Annotated in this window: 27 protein-coding genes; 15 read left to right on the top strand and 12 right to left on the bottom strand. The window is 40.9% G+C overall.

Going from position 1 to position 24,435, the window contains the following annotated elements; all coding sequences use genetic code 11:
* Positions 1–211 precede the first annotated feature (211 nt).
* Positions 212–367 carry a hypothetical protein gene (locus NG792_RS08075; RefSeq protein WP_261235099.1) on the top strand — a complete coding sequence of 52 codons (156 nt, stop codon included), beginning with the start codon at positions 212–214 and terminating at the stop codon, positions 365–367.
* Between the two features lie 3 nt (positions 368–370).
* On the top strand, positions 371–721 hold the full coding sequence (locus NG792_RS08070) for a hypothetical protein (RefSeq protein ID WP_261235098.1): 351 nt from the start codon (positions 371–373) through the stop codon (positions 719–721).
* A gap of 69 nt (positions 722–790) precedes the next feature.
* Here NG792_RS08070 and NG792_RS08065 read toward each other — a convergent pair whose 3' ends face one another.
* Positions 791–1,105 carry a hypothetical protein gene (locus NG792_RS08065; protein WP_261235097.1) on the bottom strand — a complete coding sequence of 105 codons (315 nt, stop codon included), beginning with the start codon at positions 1,103–1,105 and terminating at the stop codon, positions 791–793.
* 66 nt (positions 1,106–1,171) lie between these two features.
* Here NG792_RS08065 and NG792_RS08060 point away from each other — a divergent pair, with 66 nt between their 5' ends.
* The 6 genes from NG792_RS08060 (at position 1,172) to nrdJ (ending at position 7,270) form a co-directional block, all read left to right on the top strand.
* Entirely contained in the window at positions 1,172–1,939 is a 768-nt protein-coding gene (locus NG792_RS08060; protein ID WP_261235096.1) for a C39 family peptidase, read from the top strand.
* Between the two features lie 97 nt (positions 1,940–2,036).
* Positions 2,037–2,585, top strand: coding sequence for an HU family DNA-binding protein (locus tag NG792_RS08055; RefSeq protein WP_261235095.1), 549 nt, complete (start codon positions 2,037–2,039; stop codon positions 2,583–2,585).
* Positions 2,586–2,669: 84 nt separating this feature from the next.
* Positions 2,670–4,295, top strand: a complete 1,626-nt coding sequence (locus tag NG792_RS08050; protein WP_261235094.1) for a hypothetical protein — start codon at positions 2,670–2,672, stop codon at positions 4,293–4,295.
* A gap of 110 nt (positions 4,296–4,405) precedes the next feature.
* Positions 4,406–4,663, top strand: a complete 258-nt coding sequence (locus NG792_RS08045; protein ID WP_261235093.1) for a hypothetical protein — start codon at positions 4,406–4,408, stop codon at positions 4,661–4,663.
* An 11-nt stretch (positions 4,664–4,674) separates the two neighbouring features.
* The gene (locus tag NG792_RS08040) at positions 4,675–5,922 is read left to right on the top strand and encodes a glycyl radical enzyme family protein (protein ID WP_261235092.1); all 1,248 of its coding nucleotides are present in this window, start codon (positions 4,675–4,677) and stop codon (positions 5,920–5,922) included.
* A gap of 235 nt (positions 5,923–6,157) precedes the next feature.
* Positions 6,158–7,270: a ribonucleoside-triphosphate reductase, adenosylcobalamin-dependent gene (nrdJ, locus tag NG792_RS08035; RefSeq protein ID WP_261235091.1), complete on the top strand. Its 1,113-nt coding sequence runs from the start codon at positions 6,158–6,160 to the stop codon at positions 7,268–7,270.
* Between the two features lie 79 nt (positions 7,271–7,349).
* Here the strand turns inward: nrdJ and NG792_RS08030 are convergent, their stop codons facing one another.
* The 8 genes from NG792_RS08030 to NG792_RS07995 all read right to left on the bottom strand — a co-directional run bounded on the left by NG792_RS08030 (position 7,350) and on the right by NG792_RS07995 (position 11,550).
* Positions 7,350–7,565, bottom strand: coding sequence for a hypothetical protein (locus tag NG792_RS08030; protein ID WP_261235090.1), 216 nt, complete (start codon positions 7,563–7,565; stop codon positions 7,350–7,352).
* Between the two features lie 280 nt (positions 7,566–7,845).
* Positions 7,846–8,406, bottom strand: a complete 561-nt coding sequence (locus tag NG792_RS08025) for a hypothetical protein (protein WP_261235089.1) — start codon at positions 8,404–8,406, stop codon at positions 7,846–7,848.
* 119 nt (positions 8,407–8,525) lie between these two features.
* Complete coding sequence (locus NG792_RS08020) at positions 8,526–9,113, bottom strand: hypothetical protein (protein ID WP_261235088.1); 588 nt, start codon at positions 9,111–9,113, stop codon at positions 8,526–8,528.
* Between the two features lie 8 nt (positions 9,114–9,121).
* Positions 9,122–9,319 (bottom strand): hypothetical protein, encoded by a 198-nt coding sequence (locus tag NG792_RS08015; RefSeq protein ID WP_261235086.1) that lies wholly within the window; start codon positions 9,317–9,319, stop codon positions 9,122–9,124.
* Between the two features lie 66 nt (positions 9,320–9,385).
* Positions 9,386–9,571, bottom strand: a complete 186-nt coding sequence (locus NG792_RS08010; RefSeq protein ID WP_261235085.1) for a hypothetical protein — start codon at positions 9,569–9,571, stop codon at positions 9,386–9,388.
* A gap of 30 nt (positions 9,572–9,601) precedes the next feature.
* Positions 9,602–9,943, bottom strand: coding sequence for a hypothetical protein (locus NG792_RS08005; RefSeq protein WP_261235084.1), 342 nt, complete (start codon positions 9,941–9,943; stop codon positions 9,602–9,604).
* Positions 9,944–10,425: 482 nt separating this feature from the next.
* On the bottom strand, positions 10,426–10,887 hold the full coding sequence (locus NG792_RS08000; protein WP_261235083.1) for a hypothetical protein: 462 nt from the start codon (positions 10,885–10,887) through the stop codon (positions 10,426–10,428).
* A gap of 159 nt (positions 10,888–11,046) precedes the next feature.
* Positions 11,047–11,550, bottom strand: coding sequence for a hypothetical protein (locus tag NG792_RS07995; RefSeq protein WP_261235082.1), 504 nt, complete (start codon positions 11,548–11,550; stop codon positions 11,047–11,049).
* Between the two features lie 430 nt (positions 11,551–11,980).
* Between NG792_RS07995 and NG792_RS07990 the strand changes: the two genes are divergently transcribed.
* Positions 11,981–12,157 (top strand): hypothetical protein, encoded by a 177-nt coding sequence (locus NG792_RS07990; RefSeq protein WP_261235081.1) that lies wholly within the window; start codon positions 11,981–11,983, stop codon positions 12,155–12,157.
* A 190-nt stretch (positions 12,158–12,347) separates the two neighbouring features.
* Here the strand turns inward: NG792_RS07990 and NG792_RS07985 are convergent, their stop codons facing one another.
* Positions 12,348–13,631 (bottom strand): transposase, encoded by a 1,284-nt coding sequence (locus tag NG792_RS07985; RefSeq protein WP_435387569.1) that lies wholly within the window; start codon positions 13,629–13,631, stop codon positions 12,348–12,350.
* Positions 13,632–13,654: 23 nt separating this feature from the next.
* On the opposite strand from NG792_RS07985, the gene NG792_RS07980 reads away from it, so the two are divergent.
* Positions 13,655–13,792 carry a hypothetical protein gene (locus NG792_RS07980; protein ID WP_261235080.1) on the top strand — a complete coding sequence of 46 codons (138 nt, stop codon included), beginning with the start codon at positions 13,655–13,657 and terminating at the stop codon, positions 13,790–13,792.
* Between the two features lie 12 nt (positions 13,793–13,804).
* Here the strand turns inward: NG792_RS07980 and NG792_RS07975 are convergent, their stop codons facing one another.
* Entirely contained in the window at positions 13,805–16,198 is a 2,394-nt protein-coding gene (locus tag NG792_RS07975; protein WP_261235079.1) for a CHAT domain-containing protein, read from the bottom strand.
* A gap of 1,808 nt (positions 16,199–18,006) precedes the next feature.
* Here NG792_RS07975 and NG792_RS07970 point away from each other — a divergent pair.
* Positions 18,007–19,290, top strand: coding sequence for a hypothetical protein (locus tag NG792_RS07970; RefSeq protein WP_261235078.1), 1,284 nt, complete (start codon positions 18,007–18,009; stop codon positions 19,288–19,290).
* A gap of 242 nt (positions 19,291–19,532) precedes the next feature.
* Here NG792_RS07970 and NG792_RS07965 read toward each other — a convergent pair whose 3' ends face one another.
* The gene (locus NG792_RS07965; RefSeq protein WP_261235077.1) at positions 19,533–20,216 is read right to left on the bottom strand and encodes a glutathione S-transferase family protein; all 684 of its coding nucleotides are present in this window, start codon (positions 20,214–20,216) and stop codon (positions 19,533–19,535) included.
* A gap of 465 nt (positions 20,217–20,681) precedes the next feature.
* On the opposite strand from NG792_RS07965, the gene NG792_RS07960 reads away from it, so the two are divergent.
* From NG792_RS07960 to NG792_RS07945, 4 genes are all read left to right on the top strand, one after another.
* Positions 20,682–21,737, top strand: coding sequence for a hypothetical protein (locus NG792_RS07960; RefSeq protein WP_261235076.1), 1,056 nt, complete (start codon positions 20,682–20,684; stop codon positions 21,735–21,737).
* 259 nt (positions 21,738–21,996) lie between these two features.
* Positions 21,997–22,227 carry a helix-turn-helix domain-containing protein gene (locus NG792_RS07955; RefSeq protein ID WP_261235075.1) on the top strand — a complete coding sequence of 77 codons (231 nt, stop codon included), beginning with the start codon at positions 21,997–21,999 and terminating at the stop codon, positions 22,225–22,227.
* A 136-nt stretch (positions 22,228–22,363) separates the two neighbouring features.
* Complete coding sequence (locus NG792_RS07950) at positions 22,364–23,665, top strand: YopA family protein (RefSeq protein WP_261235074.1); 1,302 nt, start codon at positions 22,364–22,366, stop codon at positions 23,663–23,665.
* Between the two features lie 117 nt (positions 23,666–23,782).
* Positions 23,783–24,427: a hypothetical protein gene (locus NG792_RS07945; protein ID WP_261235073.1), complete on the top strand. Its 645-nt coding sequence runs from the start codon at positions 23,783–23,785 to the stop codon at positions 24,425–24,427.
* Positions 24,428–24,435 lie beyond the last annotated feature (8 nt).

Here is a 24,435-nt window from a genome sequence, read left to right as displayed (position 1 = left end):
TAGCTGATTTTTTCCATATTGCTTTCGCTTTAAATGATGATGTTGTTTTTGATGTCTAATGGATAATTTAACTACTGCTCTTGAGATAATGATGAATCTTAAAACTCATTATCTTGAACAAAAACTGTTCGATAAAGCAGTTGACGTGAATCGAATAATTAATTCCTGAGCTTGTCATACCACAGATATTATTTTTCATGCTGAAGATTTAATGAGTCAACAAATTGTGAAAGTCAATCAAATTAATTCTGACCATGCTGAAGTAATTTATCGGGGTCCACAACGCGGATTACGGTCGATTCCTATCAAAATCTCCCGGGACCGATTTGATAAAGAGTTTGAATTGTTGTTTGATGATGAGGATTAATCAATGACTACTACAGGAAAAACACCCGAACAATATTGGATAACTGTCAATCAATATGCTGCTGAGATGATTGCTGAATATGGCAGTAATTATCCTGATGATTTGGAACAATCCAACTTCTTGTATGACCGAATAAAGAATTTTATTGGGAATTTTTCAATGATTACGGAAGAACAAAACTGTTTGATGATTTTAAGAGAATCCAAACATCCTAATTCTCTGGATGAAAAATATGGTGCAGGACATGGGGTTAAGTTGATAATTGAGGATGGAATCTCTTATCATCTGAAAGCCTTAGCTCGTTCGGCTATGTTTGCCGATATTATTGACCGTTTTAATCACTTGCACCAATAAATTACACAGCCTACTCTTTTGAGTAGGCTATTTTTTTACCGAAGTAAGTTATTTTTTTACTCAGGTAAGTTAGAGTTCAATGGAGAGACAGAGTTTAAATTTTTTGAACCCTAAACAGAGTTTGATAACCAGTTTAGCGATTGCAGTATTTTCAAAAGCCTTGATAGAAAAATCTCCTGTTTCTCCAGCCATTAAATCTCGGGATGAAGATACAGCACCATCAATCAACTGACTTCGTTGAAGTTGTTCTACAAACTCAATTCTGCATTTAGTAGCTCCCGTTTTACTAAGTCTTTCTAAAGCCGGTAGTAATTCAACCTCTTTCTCTCCTCCTTTTTCTACATATTCCATTAATTCTATTTCGCTTGGGGTCAGAGTTTCCATATTTCAAGTGAGCTAATTTTCTTTTTTATGATATAGTATTAAGTCAGTTGAGTCAAGGATAGAAAAATGCAATTACGAATCTTAAAACCAACCCTATTAAAGACCAGACCGTTACAATCAAACCATCTAACCGCACTGGAAAAGATTAATGTAAAAGTTCAAGAAAGAATTGAAGTAGTTGAATATGCAGTGGAGAGAGGGCATTTCCGGATAAGATTAAAAGAAGCAATAAGAAGAAATCCAATATGGTACGTTTATCAAGGACATAGTGAAATCCGAATAAATGGAGTAGTTTCTACAGCATTAATAAAAGAAAAAGACCAAGTAAAACTGAATGTACCATTCAAATCCCAATTAGATAATTTCTATAATCCAACAGGGTCGTGCAATGTGACAAGCATCGCGATGTGTTTGCAGTATTTGAAAGCATCGCGGAAAATGATAGGTCGTTATCACCAGTTTGAGGATGAATTATATCGGTGGTGTCTATCCAAGGGATATTCACGTCATAGTCCTCAAGATTTAGCTAAAGTGGTCCGGGATTATGACCGCAAAGATGATTTTACGGTGTGGGGAACCATCGAACGTTGTCAAAATCACCTACGCGGCGGCAATCCCTGTGTAGTCCACGGTTATTTCACCAGCTTCGGGCATATTATCGTTTTAGTCGGCTTTGACCCCCGAGGATTTCTTGTTCATGACCCTTATGGTGAATGGTTTTGGGATGGTTACCGTACCGACTTAAGTGGGGCTTTCCTCCACTATTCCTATAATTTAATCCGTCGTACCTGTATTCCTGATGGACAGTTTTGGGTTCATTACATCAGTTCTTGAACATTTTCTTAATCCTAAACATTAATGTTTTTCTATCATCAACTTTTCTATCCCTTAATTAGAAAAGATAAAAAAGAAGGGATAAAAAAGTTGTGATATGATGAGAAAAAAGACAAAAACCGGAGCAGATATGACGAAAACAGCAGAAATAATGTCCTATATTACCGAACAAACAGGATATGCAGAAGCAGTATCAAAATCGGTAATGGATGCGTTTGTCGGGTTCTTAGCATTGTCATTACGCCAAGGGGAAAATGTCACGGTTAAGGGATTGGGAACATTCTCAGTGAAAAATGTACCAGCCAGAAAAAGCAGAAACCCCAGGACAGGAGAAGCAGTCGATGTCCCGGCGAAAAAAAGACCGGGATTCAAATACTCGGTGACATTCAAAGAGTCGATTCAAGAAATGGCTCCATTAGCTGAAGAAGAAGTTCCACCGCCTCCGGTAGAAGAAGAAATTCCACCTCTTCCGGTAGAAAAGGGTCAACCAGAACGAGTATGGCATATCAGCGAAAAAGGCAAAGCGGTTAAGAAAACTGAAGGAAAAATCAAATCCTTGACTCCCTCTACGATGGTTTATGGCAATGGTTATAAAACCTGGACCAAAGCCTCTGACGTTCCTGAACTCTCCTATTTAGTCGCTTAAGCAACGGTATCGGTGTAGTGTAAGTCCTGGTCATAGACTGGGACTTCTGATGTTTAACTCAACAAGTATTCAATCAAAAGAACAATGGCATCCAATATTATAGCAAAGGCTGATTTCACATTTGGAGCAGCTTTGGCAGTTCATGAACTAAATCTCAGTACAGGCAGTGGTGCAAGAGCAATCAGCGGAATTCATCGACATTTCGGAATTAGTTCATCTGAATTACCTGGAACTGAAGGCTCTTTTGCTGAATATTCAGATTTACAACCTGGAATTTATCAGGTAAATGTTTGGTTAGAAAGTCAAGAACGTTCTGCCGGGTCTCGTGATGTTCTCTATGCTTTTAATCAGGCGGATGTGGTAGAGATAACTGATACTACCCCCTTGATTGGACAAAATACAGGTGGGTTATATGAAACTGCACCAGCAATTACTGAAGTGGTAGAAGTTCCTTATGGGGAATTATCTATTATTTTAGTTAATGATTCCACAACCACTGGAACTACTATTGCTCATGTAACCGAATTACAGCGGATTGGGGATTTACCATACCCAGTGCCGATTGTATATAGCAATCAACCAGATAATTTCATCGGGTCAGCCGGATATAACGAACCTTATGGTTGGGCCAATACCGGGACTGGTGATAGAGCCGCTTCAACTTTGAACTCATTTCTCGGATTCTCTGACCCAGTAATTCAACAAGGCGCACAAGATGCTGAAGGTTGGTTAATTCCCACCAATGGCAGTCTCATCCAATATAATGTGGTCCCTGGGGTTTATCGAATCATTTGGGAATTAATCAGTTCTGAATCTGAACCAACTCGTGACGGATTCTTTATCTGGAATGGTAGTGAATTATCTGTAGGGGGAAGGCGATCGCTATGTACCAATCAAGTAACAACCACGCGATTCAGCAGTGGAAGAATTACTACTGAACTCTCTGTATTTGGTCCTTTGGCCTTTATTGCCGTCGATACTGAGACGACAAGTGGAACAACTGAGATTCGGATTCACAGACTTGAAAAGATTGGTGAGATTACGGGAATGATTATTTTCCCTGCACATTATCAGCTACTCTCTCATCCACTGAATTTAGCTACCACTGCACTCAATAGTTATCGGCACTCGGAATTAAATTTGACTAATACTCAAACTCTTCCACAGCCTGAACCTTATCTGCTTGAAAGTTGGGAACAATGGTGGTGGCCTGGGTATAATTGGCGTTGGCATCACATGAATCCTGATGGTCAAGATGATTCTACTTTGAATCAAGAAATGCAGGATTTTTCTTTTCCAACAGCTTGGAATAATTCAGAGTTTAAAACTGAATTCCTTACCCTAGCTTCTGATGCGGGTTTGAAAACTTTAGCCATTTTCAATTACACTCCTACTCCAGCATTATCTAGCAATTCAACTGATGAATTTCTGGCTTTCCAAGTGATTCGAGGACTCTATCGATTAGCTGGAGTCATTGGTGAACAAAATAACATTAATCCTTCACCAATTTTGGATCAATTAATTCCCACGGCCAATGCTGGTTTAACTCAATTCTTCAGTGAGATTGTGGCTAATAATCCAGCCAGTATTGCTGCTATTGCTCATGTCTTTACTCGAATGAGTCAGGGTTATCTTCCTCCTGTCTTCTTAGATTCAGTTAATTACACTGAACTCTATCAACGTTGGACTCAAAGTTGGGGTCTTGATTAACTTTGAGTTATAATCAATTTTGAGTTTTGATTTTGGATTGTTTGCTGTAACATAATCCTCACTTCTTGAGGGGTTCATTCCCCTCAAGTTTTTTCATTTTGGAGTGAATCATGAAAATTAAACCCTTGGTCAATTCATTAACTGTGCAAATTGCTTTAGCTGATTTTTTGATTAATTGCACATATACCATTGAAGATGCTCTCAATAGTGGAGGAATGACGAGTAATCATGTTTTAACAATAGTGCGGCATTTATTATTTGCTTCAGGTCTTATTTATGGAAGAAGTCGAGCTTCTTCTGTTTTATATTCACCTAAACACATTCCTGGGTATAATAAAGAACAAGCTGAATCTCTTGCTCGTAATTAATCTTCTTCATTATGGTCTCAATACACAACTCAAATTCAATAACAGAAACAGAAAGAAAACCAGAAACATTTCCAGAAACAGCACCTTGTGCAAATTCAGTATTTTTCAGAACATACAGCAGAAGAAAGAAAGAAGGGCGGGAAACATGGGAGGAAGTATGCGAACGCACCATTGCAGGATTAGAGAAACTCGGCAATCTAAACTCAGACGAGGTGGCACTCCTCACCCAGATGCAGAAACAACTCAAAACCCTATCTTCGGGCAGATGGTTGTGGGTGGGCGGAACTGACTGGATGGAACGCCCGGAAAACTATTCAGGAGGCTATAACTGTACCTCAACGAATATCACTGATTGGCGGTCTTTTGGATTATTAATGAACCTTGCCATGATGGGATGTGGAACCGGCGCGGTCCTCGAACCGCAATATATCAATCAGTTGCCGCCAATTCGGAACCGACTGGAAGTAAGTATAATTGGTGAAATTGGAGAAACTCATCCATCTCAACGTCGAGAACATACTCAAGTAATTGTAGAAGGCAATCGGGTAATTATTAATGTAGGAGACTCACGAGAAGGTTGGGTGCATTCTTACCAAACTCTAATCGAATTATCTTCTGATTTACGGTTTAATTCACCTATTGAGGTGTTAGTTAATTTAGCAGATATTCGACCGGCAGGAGAACGACTTAATGGGTTTGGAGGAATAGCTAATCCTATTAAGTTGACGGAACTTTATCAACGAATTGCTTCAATTCTAAATAAGGCGCATGGACGACAATTAAATTCGGTTGAATGCTCTTTACTTATTGATGAAGCGGCTTCTACAATAGTTGCCGGAAATGTGAGAAGAAGTGCGGGAATCAGACAAGGAGCCAGTTTTGATGAATTGTTTGCCAATGCCAAAATGAATTTATGGCAACAAGATGAGGCAGGTAATTGGCGAATTGACCCTTCAAGAGATGCACTCAGAATGGCAAATCACTCAAGAGTATTTCATCATAAACCAACTCTGACTGAATGTATTGATGCAGTACGTCAACAATACTATTCTGGAGAAGGAGCAATTCAATGGGCTGGTGAAGCCGTTGCCCGAGCTAGTTGTGATTTAATGCCAGACAAAGAAACTAAACTAGAGTTTCTAAAAGCATATAATCAGGGTCACGCATTGCAATGGATAAGCGCTCGCCATCCATCCATGTCTCAACAAGAGTTGAAACATCGGTTGCAGCGTTACGGCCTAAACCCGTGTGGTAAGTAATTTTGCCTCACGTTAAAAATCGGGCAAAATCGGTGAACCCTGAGATGGGAATATCGAGGTAAGCAGATTGTTTAAAAGCATCTGCCACCGTAGAGCGTAGGATGTGAAACTCATTATTTGAGAATATAATCATTCCATGAGTGTCCGACAGTTAATTTCAATTGAAAATGTACGCCGAACTTATCCGAATTAAAGGATAAGAACTAGAGGATAAAAAGCCTTTAGGATAACATAATTGGAAATTATTGGTGCAGGATTTCACTGTAATCTTTCAGAGGTCCATCTCAATCAAATAGACCCGAATAATTGGGAGGAACAAGAAAAAGCATTTAAGGCCGGGGCTTTAGCAGTAGCAGTTTTACTCCATCACAAATTCGATGAACCTCGTTATCAATACAGTCGCGAAATTGACCCCATTGTTGGTGTCTCCTTTACCGGATTATTTGATTTCTTCGTCAATGCTTTTGGAATAGATTGGTTAAAGTGGTGGGAGGCAGGACGACCAGCCCAGTGGGGAATCACCGGAAAAACAACTCAATATTATTTATCTGATTACTTCAAACAGAAAGAAGCAGATTATCTGAATCGGTGGCGGGACATTGTTCATACTCAAGTCTGGGATTATTGCGATCGCCACGGATTACGTCGTCCAAATCGGTGTACTACAGTGCAACCTGCAGGGACCAAAAGTCTGTTAACAGGTGCTTCACCAGGATGGCATCCACCCAAAGCCCAGCGGTTTATTCGACGAATAACTTTCGGGAAAAATGACCCAGTTGCACTGGCTTGTATCGACTATGGTTACAATGTCATCCCTTCCCAATCTGATAAAGATGAAAAGGGTAATCTTCTAACTGACCCATTTGACCCGCGTTGTTCTGAATGGTTGGTGGAAATTCCCATCGCCGTCAGTTGGGCTGATTTACCTGGTGCCGATGCCATTGACATCAGTCTATTTTCCGCTTTGGCTCAAATGGACTTCTACCTTAATGTCCAAGGCAACTATGCCTGCCATAATACCTCCGCCACTATTGAATTTCGTGAATCCGAGATTGAGCAATTAGGTACAAGAATTTATGAAGCCATTCAAAATGATGAAGGTTATGTTTCGGCTGCCTTACTTGCTCGTTTTGATGACCGTCAATCCTTTCCTCGTCTTCCCTTTGAACCCATTGATAAAGCCGAATATGACCGTCTCAGTGCCGAGGTCTTAGTTCGTCGCAAAACCCATGATTTTAAGAAGGCACTTCACCGCTATGACCTTGGTGACTTAGCCGAAGCTGGACCTGCCGGTTGCGATTCCGATAAATGTTTTTTGCCTGATAAGCAACCTGAATCTTCCAACTAATCTCTGAAAAAAAACCTCCTATTTAATTAGGAGGTTTTCTAATTTTAACGAGAAATAAACCCTATCACCAACTTAAACTTTAACTTAAATTGCTGTTAGTTTCAATCAATTTCACATTGACTGTAGCATGAGAAAAGTCTAATTCTTCTCCTTCATCCAATGCCCATTGTTTGAGCAACTTATCTTTCTCTGGTTGAGAAAGTTTTGACCATTCTTCCTCGGTCATATCGAAATCTTCTAAATCCAAGATTTTATCTCGAAATTTTGCTGAAACTTTTAACACCAACTTAGTCATTATCAACTTCCTCCAAGTTTTTCTTCGATGTAATAGTGAAAGTTTAACCATTCAGAATCAGTTAAGGAAACTGACAAAAATTGGTTAATTATTTCAGTATCCAAGTGGTAAAAAATCCGGGTATGTAGTCCATAAACTGGAACCGAGGTTATAGCCGATTGCATAGTCCATTCGTGTCCAACTTCGACAGCCTTCAAACAGACCTGTCTCAATTCTTCCAGAACAGGTATATCTAAGTGCTCAAATCGGTCTGTGAATTGAATCAATTGGTTAGGTAAATTCATCTTTGCCATGCGTTGTAAATTTCATTCAATGCTGAAGCTAAATCCAGCAAATAATGAGAAGATTTTCCGGTAGATTTTAATGCTTCGAGATAATTAGATTCTTTTCTCCAGAATTTGATTAATTCACCTCGCTCTGATTGTGTTCGCCATTGTTCAAAAGAATCCCTTAAAGTTTGGGGAATTTGTTGTGTCAAGAAATATGCAACAATAGAAATCCTCATTTGCATTTGTTGTTTAATCAATTGTTGTTGACACCATACTGAGAACTCTAACCATTCATGGGAATTCAAATCAGAAGCCCACCAAGCATCATAAAAAATGTCAGTTTGATTATCTGGATTAAATTCTGAATAATCAAAACCAGAGATTTTCAATTGAGATGCAGCTTCAAAAAAGGCAACCGTATCATGGGTTTTATCTGCCTTAAATGCTGCATAACTTGCAATGGCATTAAGTTTGATTAAATCCGAATCAGTTAATTTTCTGTTAGACAAGATGGGACCGAAAAAATTTTCTACATTCAATGAACAATCGGATAAGGATGGGGTTTTTCTCATTTTGATTAATGATGTAATTGTTTAGGGCGATAAGTTGGCATGGGCAAGCGTTCCTGGCTTTGCGCTGCTCTTACTTGGATGGCGATCGCAGTACAGAACCAGGAACAGTAGAGTTTGGATTATGGAGAAGCCGACCGATTCCAAGCAACTCGATAGGGTGTAACGTGGGGGAATTGGGGACTGGTGTAACCTAACTCCCGGTCTAAGATTGCCAGTCTTGACCATTCTTCAGGAGTTCCACCTTTAGTTTTGAGTTGATTGAATAGTTGTTGTCGGCTGACCGTAAGACTATTTCCCAATACTGCATCGGTTGCATTAGGTTGAGTGCCACGACCACCCAAGACTGCATCAGTGGGTTTTGGCTGGTCCTTGGGTCTTAGTTTAGGTTTTGGTTTTGGTGTTCCTGTTGGTTTGGCTATTCCTGTTGGTTTTGCACAAAATGCTTGATTTTGGTTAGCAAACTCTTTAGCTTGGTCATAATCCAGAAACAGAGCTAAACTGCCATCTGGTTTGTTCAAAATTGATGTAGCATATCCCAAGGTTGCATCCGTTTCCGGACAACAGATTTCTTGGCTATCATAAACCACATAATAACCTTGTTTTTGATACTGTTCAATATCTGTTGAATCAAATAAACCTTGACGAGTATATTCTGATTTCCAGTAATTTGATACTCCTGTAGCCCATTCTGCAAATCCTAGACTCATAATTTTCCTCAATCTTCATCAATAAATTGACAATAGGCTACTACATCTGATTCTTCTACCTCAAATGACTTGATAATATACTTAGATTCGCCGTCAGTAATTACCTCGTTTATTGTGAAAGTTTCATCATCGTCATATCCCAATTCGTTTGAATATTCATTTAACGAATCTCCTTGAAATAGTACAATTCCTTGATATTGGCGCATTTTTAATCTCCGAATAAACCTTCACTGAATTGATATTTGATTTTTTCTGTTCGCATTTTAGTAAGGTTATCCGTCCAAATATCCAGGTTCTTCATCTGATAAGGCTTCTCCTAGCATTGCCCAATATTGACTGCACTCTCTTCTCCTTTTTGCTTTTGTTTCTGTTTTTGATTCTGCTTCTGTTTCTGATTCTGTTATTGTTGCTAATTTTGGTTTTGATTCTGAGTTTGATTCTGAGTTTGAAGAAGCCATAGGTGGTTGAGAGGAGTGAGTTAGGGTAAATTAAGTAACATTCCATTCAGTTTGAATTTGACCTTGAACAAAATGAAAATTTTGCCACCAATAATTAGTATCAGTGTCACCATCAGTAACGAGTAAATATTGATTATCGGGTTTTGAACCTTTATAGATAAAAACACAACACAAAATAATTTGGTTATTGTGTCTAGGGATTGGTTTATTTTTGAAAACTGAGTAAGCAATTACTGATTCACCCCATTCAGTAGCAAATTGTTCAGCAAAGGATTGAATTTCTGTCAAAGTTCTTGGTGAATCTGATTCTGATGTTTTGTAAGCATCAATAAATGGAGGGAACAGAAAATAGTTGTACTTTTTGTTGTCCATGTTTAAGAGAAAGCCTTCCTGAGATAAAGTAAATTTCACCGAACCGAGCGAGAGCAATATTAGGAATATGCTGATATTTGGATTTATTTTTCTTTTGTAGGAACCTAATATATTTTAGTTGATTGCTCTTTTTCTGAAAACCGATAACTTTTTTTAATCAACCGACGTAAATAAATATGGAAATATTCACGGGCCTTTCACAGTGACTATTTCCATTTGTTCTCAACAAAGTTTAACAATATCTTTGAGTCTTGAGGTAATAGCTACATTTTTGAAAAGCATTATGTATATCATCTACAAAACATAACTGCCTATGGATAAGCAATTATTGAGAGCTAAAATTATTATAACTAAACCTTAATAAATTCCAGCAAAATTTAGATAAAATTTAGTAAAAAAGTGAAGAAAAAGAGTATAAAAAAGAAGAAGTGAAAAGTCTAAGGAGGCGGGCAAGTGTTGCCAAGGATGTTCAATCTTTGAGTTCAGTCGTTCAAATCAGAACGAGTCAATTCCAAAGCAGCCTGCAAAGCTCGTTGGTTAGCACAACTCATCCACTCACTCTCATCGACCACTGCCGCCCCTTCCAGAATCAGCAGACCATTCAATAGGTCCTCTTGTTCGGTGGCAGCGTTCACCCAAATCTCAGCGACCCAGATTTCAGCTTGTTGGCCCAAGAACGCGATTTCGACGCGGTTGCTGCTATTGGCAATCAGTCGTTCCATTATCTCGGTGGATTCTGTTGCGGGTTGGATGCCACACAGTTTCACGCGCCGCTGCTCACGACCTCGTTCGACCACAAGGGTATCAATACTGGTGATATCCTTGACCACCCATTCGTCTGTGTTCCAGTCCATCTCTCCCGGAGCCTGGATGATGCCGGTGTCGTTCGAGCGGAATCTGAAGAATCCGACTATTGCCATCGCCAGCAGTGGCAACAGAATCACAGCTAGTTTTTGCTTCATCGCACCCCTTATAAAATCAACAAGCGTGAATTAAAGCCGAGTCAGAGCGCACTGTCATAGGCTAGACTGTTGCCAGTCAAAAATAGGCTAGACTGTTGCGGGTTTGGGGTTAACCGTTTGGAGTATGAAGGCGAGCGCATTTCATGGACGAGAAATCGAGTAAATTAACTGGTTCTGCGGTGGCTCCACCCAGACACACCAACAGCGAATGGTGGGGTCGAGGGAGTCGAAAATATCGCCCTTCCACCGTTCCCGCCGCAGTTGGATATCGAGATAGTCGTCGTGTTCCTCCAGGGGAAACAGCTTGAACGTGAGTCGCTTGAGATAGACAAGTCCCCCTCGACTTCTGCCTTTTTCTGGCAACGGGACGAGTTTCCATGTTTGACCCCAAGGAGAATCAACTGGCGATTTCAGTCGAATTTTGTCGCTGGCCTTATCGGCGAACTGTCCCGCCTGAATCAGCATAAAATCGTTGGGGTCGAGGGTCAGACAAACTCGAAAATTGTCCATGAAGTTTCTAGGATGAATTCGCAAGCTGGCACTGGCAAAATTATTGTACGGGTTTATCGGCGTTTGGCTGATTCCAAAGCGATCGCCGAGGCTTGGACGCAATTGCCCGTAGTCGGCGGGGGAAACTGGAGGCATCGTCACCTAGGAAAAAGCTTGGATTGAGGTTGGTGTAGCGATATAGTTGCCAGGGTTCCAAACAAGCGCCGGTCATCAGCCATGATTTGGGTTGATTTCCTTGGACCCCAGTTTTATCACGATAACTGAAAAAGTTTGCAGGTTTCGTACCCGAGACATTTATTCGCCAACGATTCGCTGTGGAATAATCACGCTCCTTGGGTTGCTTCATTCGGCAAGACAGCAGAATCAGCCGAATTTATCCGGCAGTGGCGATTGCCAACGGCATAGCTCCGCTTACCGCTTACGGTATAGCCATGATTACCACACACAGGCTCCGCCAACGCTTTAGGCACTCAATCGAGTTTCCAGATTACGATTCGGCACCATCAAAGCCAGTTCAACCCCGGAGCGTTGCTGTGAATGAACCCGAGCCAATGGAGCAACGGTGGTGGCGATCGCCAGAAAGGTACAAACAAATCCAGCCCAGGGGACTCAAGAGACGGACCAGGCAACTCTAACAGTGGCGATCTCCCACGGCATAGCTGCGCTGTGCGGCATCGCTGGTATAGAACGAATTGAAGAGACTGGCTTTGTTTATGGCGATCGCACCGCTGGCCCAGACTGACTCCGTTCGTAACAGGCTCCGCCAACGATTATCGCACCGCTGGCCCAGAATGAATTGAATAGACTGATTCCGACAGTGGCGATCGCATCGCAAGAGTCAAACCGACTGAATCCATTCAGGGCGATCGCATTGGAAAACCTGAACAGGTCAACTCCAGTGGTGGCGATCCAGCAATTCTCATTTTGGAAATTTAACTGCTATTGGGAGGAATCTCTAGCTCAAGACCCTGAAGCATGAACGTAAGCAGGTGATCCCAATTATCGAAATAGAGATAGCGGGTTAAAGCCCGTAAATCATCAAAAAAGGTCTGGCGAGTCGGCAGATGGGCTCGCAGCCGTTTATATTTCTCGTCGAGCCGCTCCAACAGCGTATGAAAGAGTAGGGACAAGATATTCAAAGTCGCCAACAAGGCAGCGAGATGCTGTTTGCCATGCCCAAAGTTGTGTTCAAGATGGTAGCCTTTGTTCTTGAGCGTATTGTTATTCTCGTTCTCAACCTTCCAACGAGTGCGCCCAGCTTGAACAATCTCGGCCAGGTTGTCATCGGTAAGGTTGTAGCGGGTGACAAAGGCGTTGTGGTAAATCACCTTTTCGTCAGGACGGCTGACAGTTACCTCACACCAGTTAACCATCAGCGCATCCGCCCCGTCTTTGAGGGGCACCTCATTGAGATATCGGTAAGTCCAGGTTTCCTCAATTTTTCCTGTCCACCGTTTGTGGATGAGCGTCGGGAGGTCAATCCCCTCTATATGGTCATAAAGAGTGGTGTGGGAGTCCGGGCGACAGACCAAGATAAAGTCCAACTGGTGGTCTAACAGGAGCTGACACAGGGGTTGGTGGCAGTACAAGTCATCCCCTAACACGGTTACCTTCAAGCGGCTCAAGCGCAGACCATGCTGGTTCAACCACCGTTTCGCCGCTGCGTTCTCACAGTCTTGTTTTTGATGACCGTCTTGGGGGCGGACAAACTCAGGGACTAACGGAATCACCTGATTCTGCCCCGGACAGACGATGACCGGAGTAACCACGCTATGGAAGTAGTGAATCTCTCCTGACTTCAAGGTGCGTGTCGAGCAGGCAGGACAGTGGATTTGAGTTGAACTGAAGTATTCCGTCCCATCCATAGCAACCAACAGGGTGTCGGCCACAGACCGCAAGTCCGCCAACTGACCCTGTTGGTCCAATATCTGTAGGATTTCCTCGAATACGGGAAACACATTAGAGGGCGCGACCCCATCAAGCAAGTCCCGAATGTGGTTATCGGTGGGAATTTTATGGACTCCAAACAGACTTTGAGCATTGCTTCGACCCTTATTGTCTGCCATCTTGCGCTGATAGGCCAGGAAGGACGGGGTTTGGGTGAAGAACACGCCAAAGGCACTCAAAGCGGCATCTTCCATTCCATAGCGGGTATTTTTACCTCGACGCTTGTCTGGTAGCGATGACAAGCGCTCGCGAAAAGAACTCACTACAATATCAAACCAACCTGGCTTGTTCAATGGCTCTGGCTCTCTTGGGTTTTGCAGATATCATTACCATCCACGGCTCAAGGGGATTTGAACAGTTTTTTGCCATAATGAGAATTGCTGGTGGCGATCGCATCGGGGCTAAGTCTTATCCCGCACAAAAACTGTAAACCTTTTCAGTTTCACTCGGCTTCCCCAATTAAGGTAAACGCTGCCCAGTTTTCAGGAGCGGGATACTGTTGCATGGTGTTGAGCATGGCTTGACGGAGTGCTATCGCCTTGTCGCTCCCATCCAGCCAGTTTTCGTAGAACTCACGCATCAGATAAGCAGTGGCCGCATCATCGACTTTCCACAGGGACACTAAAACGCTTGGCACTCCAGCGGAAATGAACGAGCGGGATAAGCCAATTACGCCATCGCCGGTGATTCGGCCTCGTCCCGTATCGCAAGCGGAAAGCACCACTAACTCTGCATTGAGTTCCAGTTCAAAGATTTCCTCAGCCGTCAAAAAGCCGTTATCTGAATCAGTCGGGGTCAAGGCCAACCAACTGCCGATACCGCGATTGGGGTCAAAGCTGCCGTGAGTAGCCAAGTGGATGATGCGTGAGGAGGGCATTTTCTCGACCACCGCCGCTTTTGTTGCTTGTGAACCAATCAGGGGTGTGACGTTAAGCAATTGAGCAATATCCTGGGCTTCTTTTTCTGCACCGGGAAGAGGGCTAAGTTTCTGCGGTGGTTCTCCCATAGATGGCATGGTAGGATTGCCCACAATCAATAAGTGTCCGTCGCGTTCAGTTTGACTGAGTTTCTGCTGCCGGGTCAAGTCTAATACTTGAATCGAAGGGGCAGTGAGGACGGTATGCTTTTCAATCAGATAGGTCCCATTCGCATCAGGCAGTGCTGGAAACGGCACCAAAAACAGGGAAGCGTGGGGGACGAAAATTACCCGTTCTTTCGGGTCGGTTGGCAGCAAATCGGCGATGGGTTCGATGAGCAACTGGTGGAGTTGCTGCCATTCACGTTGCTGTGGTTGAGGAATCCGGATGGCTTGCTGTTGCGCGGCTTCCCGATTGAATTCAACATGGCCATCACTTGTCACCTCCGTTGCTCCATTGCGAGTTTGGGCGATGGTTAGATGGCGACGACAGAGGTAGTTATCGAAACATCGTGCTTCTGCAATGATTTTTGATACAGAAGTATTTTCAGTTTGCCATAGATGTTTTAAGTCACTCTGCCGAAATGTTATTTCTCCGGTTGGTTTGATGACCCATATATAAATATCTGATTCATTTAATCTTTGAACGTCATCCACTGGGAATTCTTGACGAATACAAGAATATTGAACAATAGTTGCGTTTTTAGTCGCGGCAATTTGTTTTATTTCAGCTAGATTCAAAGGAGCATAATTGGAAATATTTGATTCATGATTTGCTAGACGTTTACCTAGCAACTCCACAAAAGCTCGGACACGCCCTCTTTCCGAAACTTCTAAAGCAGTCTCTATTTTATTTTGACTAATTAAAACTTGCTGTAGGAATTCATAAGTCTTGGCTTGTTGTTCAAATAAAGATATTTTTTGTAAATCATTCAAGCCCGGACGCAGTTGTTCATACAGTTCAATCGCTTTAAAGAAAAACTCTTCGGCTTCATTATATCTTTTTTGAGCTTGGTAAAGTAATCCCAAGTTATTCAAAATATTTGATTGCCCACTCTCATGTCCAATTTCTTGAAAAATCTCTAAAGATTGTTTATAGAATTCCTCCGCTAAGACATAGTTTTCTAAATATCCATAAAGTATGCCAAGATTGTTGAGGATGGTTGCTTCTCCCTCTTGAGAGTCAATTTGTCCAAAAATTATTAAAGATTCTTCATAATATGCGGTAGCTTGGTTGTACTGTCCTTGACTTTGATGAACTAATCCAATATTATGGAGTATATTACCTTCTAAAGCTCTATTATTAGTTTCCTGAGCAATGGCTAAAGATTCTAGAAAATACTGTTTGGCTTCAGCATATTTTCCCAAATCCCGAAAAATTAAACCGAGGGAATTTAAGGCATTGATTTCTTGTTCTTTATCGTTAAGGTCCCGAGCAATCATCAAAAATTCTTGGTAATATTCTTCAGCTTGCACAAATTCACCTAACGTATAATAAATTTCTCCGAGCTTATTTAAGTTAATACCTTGTCTAATTTTATTATCAACTTGCCGACTAATTTCTAAAGATTGGAGAAAATATTGCTCGGCTTGAGCATATTCTTTTAAATTTAAGTAAACATCAGCAAGACCCATAAGAACATAGCCTTCCCTACTTTTATCACCGATTTGCCGACTAATTTCTAAAGATTCTAGAAAATATTGCTCGGCTTGGATATATTCTCCTAAATGTATATAAAGATTTCCAAGATATAAACTTGTATTGCCTTCTCCTGTCTTATCACCAATTCGCTGATAAATTTTCAACGCTTGCTCCCAAGACTGTAATGCTTCTAAGAATTGACGTTGTTCATATTGCCCAAGCCCTAAATCAAGCAATTGCTTGGCTTCTTGTTGCTGCTCCTCGAAAGTTTGAGCCATTGCAACTGGAACCAAAATCCTATGCGCTATGGGCTGAGTACCCACAATCACGGTCAAGCTCAGAATCAGTAGACTAAGCGTTCTGAACCATTTCAGCATGATAGAGACTCCCTGATGCAAGACAGTAGATTCGGGTTATAACCTGGATTATTTGCCCATTTTTAACATAAATCGAAGTAATCCCCTCATCTTGCGGCATGGTCCTGTCCCAAAACCCCCAGTCTCTAAGCCGTGAGTCATGGAGCTTGAGTCGAATCCGATAGGGGTGAGGCGTGTTGCAAGGCTTGAGGAAATCTGTTGCCATAAGTGGCGTAGCTTCCAAGCCAGTCACTTGTTTCAAGCACCAGAGTCAAGTCGGAGCAAAGTGTAATCGTTTTCAGTTGTTGTGGCGATCGCCTATGGTCTAGTTGTTCTTGGGTGGCATTCGAGTCAGTTCAACTAGAGCACATCCGATTGGTGGCGATCGCATCTTTGATTGTTGGAGCCGATTGCAGAGTGGTCCAATGGGAGCCAATATCTCGCGGCTGCCCAGATGTTGGCACATTTTCGTTGTGAATTGATGGTGATAAGCCTATGCAGTCATAGTTGTCCTGTGCAGCACTAAGACGACTCCAACAGAGTGCCACTCCTGAGAGTTGGGCGACACCATCATAATCTCTCAATTCAGTAGCCTGCTGATTGCGGGAACTGGCTGGTTTTTGTGTAATTCAGCCAACCCTCAAACCTAGCCCCTCTAAGAATTTAGCGAAGCTTTTCGAGCAATGGAGAAGTAGTGCCGGGTGAGGCTGCGGGGAAACGATTGCCACTGACCAACCCAATCCCTGGAATCCTTTTGGTCAAATGCTCTGGCTGAGTTGTGCCAGCACAGCGCAGTAATTGTCTAGTTGATGACTGAGGAACCTAGTTCAAGCTACCGAGCGCTCTTGTCGAATTACTAAGGGGCCGGGTCGAGTTGATGTTCGCTCTTGAATTGATTCATTGAGTGCAAGCTGAACCCTTGGTCAAGTTGACTGATTTGATGGAGTTGGTGATCGCTTGCTTGAGGCCGATGGCTCTGGTTAAGGTGATGCCCGGGTGACTTCGTTATTGCGCGAGGTTTGTTGCCAACTGTCTGGTTTCGGTGACGTTCTTGTTCATCGTTGGCCGGTTAGTATTCGCCTGGACTGCTTGACCAGCATTAGGTTGATGGTCGGCGGGTGACTATCGAAGGCGATCACTCCGGAAGGTTCGGACTAAATTATCGCGGGAATGAGCGCTGGTGCAGTTCGAGTTCGATGTTTTGCGGCTAGTGGCTCCGAATTGTCTTGGGTTGGTCAGTGGCGATCGGTCTAATTCGGTCGGTGGCGATTGCTTTAAATTATCTCGGGGACTCGACTCCCAGAATGCGGCATTCAGTCGTTACTACCCGCTTCATTAGGTTGAGCTAATTTTCACTAAAATAATGCCTGATTTTTCTCCTAATTTAGGCTGGCACTAGAGTCTTGCAAAAGAAATGCTAATTGAGCAAACTATTCTAGGAATCCTAGCCTTTACGGACAGCGTTGTCCGTAAAAAATAATCCACTCCTCGACTTGTCAGGGTCAAGAGTTTTTTCTCGGGTTTCTCTGTGGTTCTAAACTGTTCATAGCGAACTTATTGCGGATTATCTTAGTTTGTTGAGAACTGCGATGATTTGTAAAGATTCTGCAATATATGGTTAGAGATATAAAAATTTCGATATAGTTGTAAATGTACTTAGTTCACCTCTTCCCACCTCAGCACTTATCCGCCAACTGCACAAATAGCGTAAAAATCAAAAATAATACTTTATGTTAGATTTTAATCCACCCAATAAACCTTGGAAAATCCCTACATTAATTGCTAATTTTACCAATCGTCTTGAAGCTATCAAATTTAGCTTTGAAACAATTCTTGAATTTATTGAATTAAATCAAAATAAACTTGATGAAGAACGGATAGATTTTATTAAGCCATTTTTGACTAAAGAAGAAACCGATACTGAACTAAAATTAAAAATTGAATTACCTTTAGCTCAATTGCCCAATCTTAGCAAAATAAGTAAATCTGGGTTGAATTATCGGTTATCTTCACCACTGGTCAAAAGAACTTTTATCATTTCACTGGTTAGTGAATTTGATATTTTTTTGAGTCAGTTAATTAGAGCTATTTTTTATATTAAACCTGAAATTTTAAACGCCTTAGATAAACAAATAAGTTTTAAACAAATTTTGGAATTTGATAATTTAAATAGTGTTAAAGAACATATTCTTGAAAAAGAAATCGAAACTGTTTTAAGAGAAAGCCACACAGAACATTTTAAATGGCTAGAAACAAAACTCGGTTTCAATACTCTCAGAAAATTTGATACGAAGGTCTGGGAAGATTTTATTGAACTAACGGAAAGGAGGAATTTGTTTGTTCATTGTGATGGGATAGTTTCAAGCCAGTATGTCAAAGTTTGTAAAGAAAATTCTGTTGACAATATCAAGTCTATAGAGGTTGGTAAAACACTAGATGTAAATAAAAAATATTTTCATAAGGCTTACAGTTCTATTTACGAAATATCAATTAAATTAGTTCATACAATATGGAGAAAATTAAGACCAGAAGAACGAGAAGAAGCTGATAATGAACTTAATAACTTATGTGTCAAGTTAATTGCTGAAGAAGAGTATAATTTAGCTATTATTTTGCTTGATTTTGCTTTCACTGAACCCATTATAAAACCAGCAAACTTGCAAGCTAAATTTTTATTTACTTTAAATAAAGCACAAACGTTAAAATGGAGCGGTCAATCCAGCAAAGTGTCAGAATTACTTAATAAGCAAGATTGGTCTGTTTGTTCTGATGAAATAAATCTTGCTAAAGCGGTTTTATTAGATGAATTTGATAAAGCTGCTAAATTTATGGAATTAATTGGAAATAATCCAGAAAAAATTTCAATTATTCATTATAGACAATGGCCTATTTTCAAAGAATTTAGAGGAACACAACAATTTAAAGAAACATATCAAAAAATTTTTAATGAGCCATTTGAAATGCTAACAGAAATCTCTCCATTTATAGTAGAAGCAGATAAAGAGGAAGAATAATCATGTCATTTTCCCTAAGTAATACTTTCAATTTTTACAGCATGATTGCAGGGCAAGACCCCAGATGCGATAGATCGCCCCCGAGATAACTGTCACCTCCGACCCTTATCCCCCGGCAACCAACCCGACAGGCGATCGCCCTTCCCCAACTGCCAGCCTTAACAGTTATTTGCGATCGCCCCCAACTTCACTTGGTCCCGTTCGACTCATCCGTAGCTTGCAAGACTTCTGATTCGGCCAATTCATGCAGAGGAATCCAACCCAATCACGCGGCTTGTGTTCCCCTCCCCAACTGGGTCTTGCTCATGTCCGGCTGCTTTCATTCCTCGCTGATATCCCGGGCGATCGCTAATCCGAGCCAACCACGCTTTGATGTTTGGCCGGTTGTCAAAACCCAAGTCATAAAACGCCTTCATCGTGCCGAAGGGGAAATGCATCATGATATCGGCGGCAGTAAACTCAGGACCCGCGAAGTAGTCTACTTGCGACAGGCGATTTTCGACCATTTCCACATGGCGATCAAGCCGTTGCCGTAGGACAGGAAGCATCGGAGAATTGTTATCCGCTCCCACAGCCATCCCCGCCATCCAGTTGACCATACTCCAACTCACCAAACTAGCATTGGCGTAGTGGAACCAGTACAGATAATCGGGATACTCAGGTGATGCGACGGGTACAGCCAGCCGCCCTTCTCCGTACCGAGCGAGGATATATTCAATGATGGCTCCCGATTCACCCAACACCACCTTGCCATCGACCAGCACCGGCGCAGTTCCCACGGGATGAACCTCCCGCAGTTCTGGGGGAGCGAACTGGGTCACCGGGTCACGTTGGTACAGAACCAATTCGTAAGGCAATTCCAATTCTTCTAACAGCCAGATTATCCGCTCGGACTGGGAAACGTTGAGATGGTGAACGGTTAGCATTGTTTTGTTACAGCTTTTGATTCTGAAAATACCACGCTTAGGGACTTGAGTAAAACTCTTATACAATGGCAATCATGGGAATTCTGTGGTTTGGGGTGAGCCACTGGTTTGCACGTTTCGAGGTTGGATGAGATCGCCTCCCGAGATAACTGTCAGCCCCGCGACTTATCCGACGGAGACCTGCACCGAATTTCAGGCTGCCAACCGATGATTGTTAGTCCTGGAGGTTATTGGGGCAAAATGATATCGGACTGCTCATGCGTCGTCTCGCGGGATAACTGTCGGTTCCGGCACTTATCGCCGGAAAGCGCTCAGGGGAACCTATGAAGAATCTGTCTGGGACCATTTAGGTGAAACGACTAGCACCCCGTTTGAGCTAGGGAAACATAAGCAGATTGCTGTCAAGGCGATCGATGACCGGGGTAATGAATTGTTAGTAGTTAAGAATCTGGAGAGTTTAAACCGATGCCCGAAAAAGAAGTGGTGGTAAATTACAAACGTATTATTTATTTGACAGCAGATGATAATGCAGAAAATTTTTCAGAACTGGTTAATATTTTTTCCCAACAAGTAAAATTAGCAGATATTTCTCCAGAGGATATTTCTTTTAAGGAAAAAAATTTAATCAAGCCTTCTAAAAGAGTTTTATCGAAGAGATTGTTATTATTTTTTATATATAATCTTCCTTTCTTTGGGATGTCATTTGCTCTTGCAGAACTTGCAGGAATTATTAGTTTGTCAGACGAACTGGATATTACTTTCTTTAAATCTTCAGAAACAGAGGAAGAAAAGCTGACATCAACTAAAGATAGTCAAGGGTCTAATATAAATTCTATAAGTTTAAAATATTGGCTAGAAGAATCGGTTCAAATATTGCCTTATTCATCTGTACCAAAAACATTAATATTTCCCCTAGGCCCCCCTATACCCAATAAAATTTATTACCAGCATCCGTTAACCGACAAAAAAAATCATTACATACCTGCTGAAAGTTACTACAGCACTTTACAAGAAGAAAAAGAATTAGAACTGATTAGCATCTTATGTGATTTGGGTGCCACAAAAATAGAAATATACGAAGAAGAAAATCAATCAAAGGATGTAACCCTTAAAGCACAAGGAAAAATCAAAAGTATTGGAGGAATTGAGGGAAATATATCTAAAGAAACTGAAAAATCTCAATCAAAGAAAGGAGAATTTACTTATGAAGGGAAGCCGTGGCATCCTAACCTTAAAGATGAATTTGACTCCTCTAAGTATAGTTGGTATGCTCAGGAACGAATTTGGAGATTAATTGTTTATGGGCGACTAACAAACGGTCAATTGAGCGCCAATATAGAATTAACAACAAATCTTTCTAGTGAAGAAAAGATAGGAATAAGTTTAGTCGAGGGCCTATTAAAAGAAATAGGGGGTGTTGACGCATCAGCTTTAGTTTCTAATTTAATGACAAAAAAACGTAGATTTTTTGTCGAGTTTGCAGGCAAAGAAGAATCTAAATCAGCTAAAGGCAAAAAATAAATAAATTCTAAATAATTACCAACAGATGGATTATGACTTATGACCTAAGAAGTTGGCGAACCGATTCAAAATTCACCTCCCAAACTGCCACCGCCGACACTTATCCGACAAATCCGACAACCAGCCCAACCGCCCGCCGTCGAACCAACTGCCACGAAACACTGGACTGAATCGGCTGAAACCCTGCCAAACCGGGAAGCCCTAAAATTTAACAAAATATCCAGGATGTTATAACGCCTGTTCAGGTTATAGTGACAGAATGACTCCATCCACCTTGCAGATTCCTGAACTCATCCAAGCCTTACGCAAGCGACTCAACCTCTCCCAGGAGAAGTTCGCCGCTCGGTTGAAAGTGTCGTTCCAAACCGTCAACCGTTGGGAGCGTGGTCATGCCAAGCCCTCACCGATGGCGATGACCTTGATTGAGTTGCAGTTGCGGCAGATGGGGGAGCGGGGGGCTGATTTGTTGGAGGCTTATTTTAACGAGTAGGTGCTTCTTTAAAGGGGGTCATGATTGGTTATTTAGGGAGTCGGGCAGAAGAATGAAAAATAGATGATAAAGTAGCTCATCTGTATGGCTGACGGCTGAGAAAGTGAAGACAATTTGAGGAAAAGAATTAAGAATTATGTCTCAATGGCTACCAAAACCAAAAATTATTAAGCAAAATTTACCTAACCAGTCTATTACGCTCTATAACGGAACTGCCGAATTAATTGACAATCAAAATACTATTGAGGGGAGAGGAATAATTCAAATTTCTTGGTATCCCTTTCCCACAATTAAGGTGCAGTTTATTTATCGCGGTAACAAAACCATAGAATTAAAAGATGTTGATTTAAAATTAAATGAACTTCTCCCTCAATCTCGAATAAAAATTCATCTATCAGGTAGCACATATTCTGCAAACAAAAGAAACGAAATTTTTGGTAGCCTGTTAGAGCCTTTTAGACAAGGATCTAGGGAGAATTTATCATCATTAGTTTTTCATATTAACAATTTTTGGTGGTTTAATATATCTAATCGCTGGGATTTAGATATAAATGAGGGAGGGAAGGAAACGGAGTGTTTTAAAGAAACATGGTTAGATTTTGATGGCCAATTTATATTTGATTATGATGGCTGGCATATTGTTCTAGTTAGTTTAGATAATGGGTATTTAGAAGATAAATTAGAGGCCCAAGGGGGTTACGGAGTTACTCACCTTTGTAAAATAGAACGTTTAGATGGTAAAGCGTTTGATTTAGAGGAAGGTTATGAAATAGTTGATGCTTTTGTTTATTATCTATCCTTCGTCAGAGGTATTTGGGTAGCACCTCTCCTGGTGTCAGGTTTTGATTCAAAAGGTAATCAAATACTAGAAGAATGGGCAACTCCAAAAATTAAAGCTGATTCATGGCAGAGCGTAGATTACTCTTGGACCACTAATGACTGTACAGAGATTGTTATTGTCTTTCCTGGGTTTATGAAAAAGTGGCAAGATTCTACTTGGAAAGAAGTAATTCAAAATGCCATTCAGTGGTATATAGAAAGTTTTAAAGCAAGCAATAGCTATAATACTTCTATTGTTTTAATACAAGCTGCCTTGGAAAAATTAGCTTGGACTTATTTAAAATCTAACAAATGTGTAACTTCTGAGGGATTTAATGGGCTTAAATCTTCAGGACAAATTAGATTATTATTAAAATTCTTAGACATTAAATTAATTTCTAGCGACAATAACTATCCTGCCCTACAAGCTAAAGAAAAAGAACTACATTGGATTGATACTATTCAAGCTATTACAGAGGTTAGAAATGCTATTGTTCATCCATCTATTAAAGCAAATAAATCTCAAATTTTATCTGAAGAAATTATGGCAGAATCATTTAATATTGGCCATCACTACTTATTGAATTGTTTGATTAAACTTTTTGAAAATAATGAATGATAAGTAGAATTCAGTATAACTTTTCTAATAAATGTTTTAACCTTAAAATATTTACAAATTAATTAAGTGCCAATACCCAAGTACATCCTTAATAGTCAACAATATAGGAGTTTGATAATGGAAACACAATGGTATTTATGTAAAATTGATGCTTATCCAGAGCCTGAAGGTAACAGACTAAGGAAAACCGATAATTTATCGGTTGAACATCCAGACATATTCTTTTCAGAAATTTCTGCTTTGCTTAGTAATAATCTAATTGAAGCCAATCAGAAAGGAGAAGGAGAGTGGTACGTTTGGCTTCCAATTATTCCTCGGCCTGGAGACACTTTGCAGTTCGCTAGTTGGCAAGTAGAAGTCTCTAAAGTCATTTTGTTAACCGATTGGCATAGTAAAACAGGCATACAAAAAGGAACTTTTGTATCAGCTGAAATAAAAATTCGGGATGATGTGGTTACAGGTTTATTAGACTCCCAGTTTTCTATTGAAACTAAGGGCAGTACATCTCATTACAAATGGGAAAATTATACAAGACGCGGTAATGATTTGCAATATTATGCATGGGAATTAAGACATCCCGAGTATTGTCTGGAAAATCGTCAACTTGACCAAAAAACTTACTATTGTTGGCATACTCGAATTCGTCCTGTAACTGGAGATTTTATTAATGTTCACAACAAGCGATGGCAAGTTAAATCAGTGGAACTTGCAAGTTCTAACGCTTCAGTTGATGGTTATTTAGAGCTTTTAAGTTGTAATTAAGCCTGAAT

It is taken from the genome of Laspinema olomoucense D3b (genome assembly GCF_025370785.1).
Taxonomy (GTDB): Bacteria; Cyanobacteriota; Cyanobacteriia; order Cyanobacteriales; family Laspinemataceae; genus Laspinema; species Laspinema olomoucense.
Note: the sequence above shows the minus strand (reverse complement) of the source record. Positions and strands in the feature narration are given on the sequence as shown.

Excerpts from the sequence above, each read along its gene's own strand:
- NG792_RS08075 (WP_261235099.1), top strand. The coding sequence starts at position 212 with ATGAGTCAACAAATTGTGAAAGTCAATCAAATTAATTCTGACCATGCT.
- NG792_RS08070 (WP_261235098.1), top strand. The coding sequence starts at position 371 with ATGACTACTACAGGAAAAACACCCGAACAATATTGGATAACTGTCAAT.
- NG792_RS08065 (WP_261235097.1), bottom strand. The coding sequence starts at position 1,105 with ATGGAAACTCTGACCCCAAGCGAAATAGAATTAATGGAATATGTAGAA.
- NG792_RS08060 (WP_261235096.1), top strand. The coding sequence starts at position 1,172 with ATGCAATTACGAATCTTAAAACCAACCCTATTAAAGACCAGACCGTTA.
- NG792_RS08055 (WP_261235095.1), top strand. The coding sequence starts at position 2,037 with ATGATGAGAAAAAAGACAAAAACCGGAGCAGATATGACGAAAACAGCA.
- NG792_RS08050 (WP_261235094.1), top strand. The coding sequence starts at position 2,670 with ATGGCATCCAATATTATAGCAAAGGCTGATTTCACATTTGGAGCAGCT.
- NG792_RS08045 (WP_261235093.1), top strand. The coding sequence starts at position 4,406 with ATGAAAATTAAACCCTTGGTCAATTCATTAACTGTGCAAATTGCTTTA.
- NG792_RS08040 (WP_261235092.1), top strand. The coding sequence starts at position 4,675 with ATGGTCTCAATACACAACTCAAATTCAATAACAGAAACAGAAAGAAAA.
- NG792_RS08030 (WP_261235090.1), bottom strand. The coding sequence starts at position 7,565 with ATGACTAAGTTGGTGTTAAAAGTTTCAGCAAAATTTCGAGATAAAATC.
- NG792_RS08025 (WP_261235089.1), bottom strand. The coding sequence starts at position 8,406 with ATGAGAAAAACCCCATCCTTATCCGATTGTTCATTGAATGTAGAAAAT.
- NG792_RS08020 (WP_261235088.1), bottom strand. The coding sequence starts at position 9,113 with ATGAGTCTAGGATTTGCAGAATGGGCTACAGGAGTATCAAATTACTGG.
- NG792_RS08015 (WP_261235086.1), bottom strand. The coding sequence starts at position 9,319 with ATGCGCCAATATCAAGGAATTGTACTATTTCAAGGAGATTCGTTAAAT.
- NG792_RS08010 (WP_261235085.1), bottom strand. The coding sequence starts at position 9,571 with ATGGCTTCTTCAAACTCAGAATCAAACTCAGAATCAAAACCAAAATTA.
- NG792_RS08005 (WP_261235084.1), bottom strand. The coding sequence starts at position 9,943 with ATGGACAACAAAAAGTACAACTATTTTCTGTTCCCTCCATTTATTGAT.
- NG792_RS07995 (WP_261235082.1), bottom strand. The coding sequence starts at position 11,550 with ATGCCTCCAGTTTCCCCCGCCGACTACGGGCAATTGCGTCCAAGCCTC.
- NG792_RS07980 (WP_261235080.1), top strand. The coding sequence starts at position 13,655 with ATGGCTCTGGCTCTCTTGGGTTTTGCAGATATCATTACCATCCACGGC.
- NG792_RS07975 (WP_261235079.1), bottom strand. The coding sequence starts at position 16,198 with ATGGCTCAAACTTTCGAGGAGCAGCAACAAGAAGCCAAGCAATTGCTT.
- NG792_RS07970 (WP_261235078.1), top strand. The coding sequence starts at position 18,007 with ATGTTAGATTTTAATCCACCCAATAAACCTTGGAAAATCCCTACATTA.
- NG792_RS07965 (WP_261235077.1), bottom strand. The coding sequence starts at position 20,216 with ATGCTAACCGTTCACCATCTCAACGTTTCCCAGTCCGAGCGGATAATC.
- NG792_RS07960 (WP_261235076.1), top strand. The coding sequence starts at position 20,682 with ATGCCCGAAAAAGAAGTGGTGGTAAATTACAAACGTATTATTTATTTG.
- NG792_RS07955 (WP_261235075.1), top strand. The coding sequence starts at position 21,997 with ATGACTCCATCCACCTTGCAGATTCCTGAACTCATCCAAGCCTTACGC.
- NG792_RS07950 (WP_261235074.1), top strand. The coding sequence starts at position 22,364 with ATGTCTCAATGGCTACCAAAACCAAAAATTATTAAGCAAAATTTACCT.
- NG792_RS07945 (WP_261235073.1), top strand. The coding sequence starts at position 23,783 with ATGGAAACACAATGGTATTTATGTAAAATTGATGCTTATCCAGAGCCT.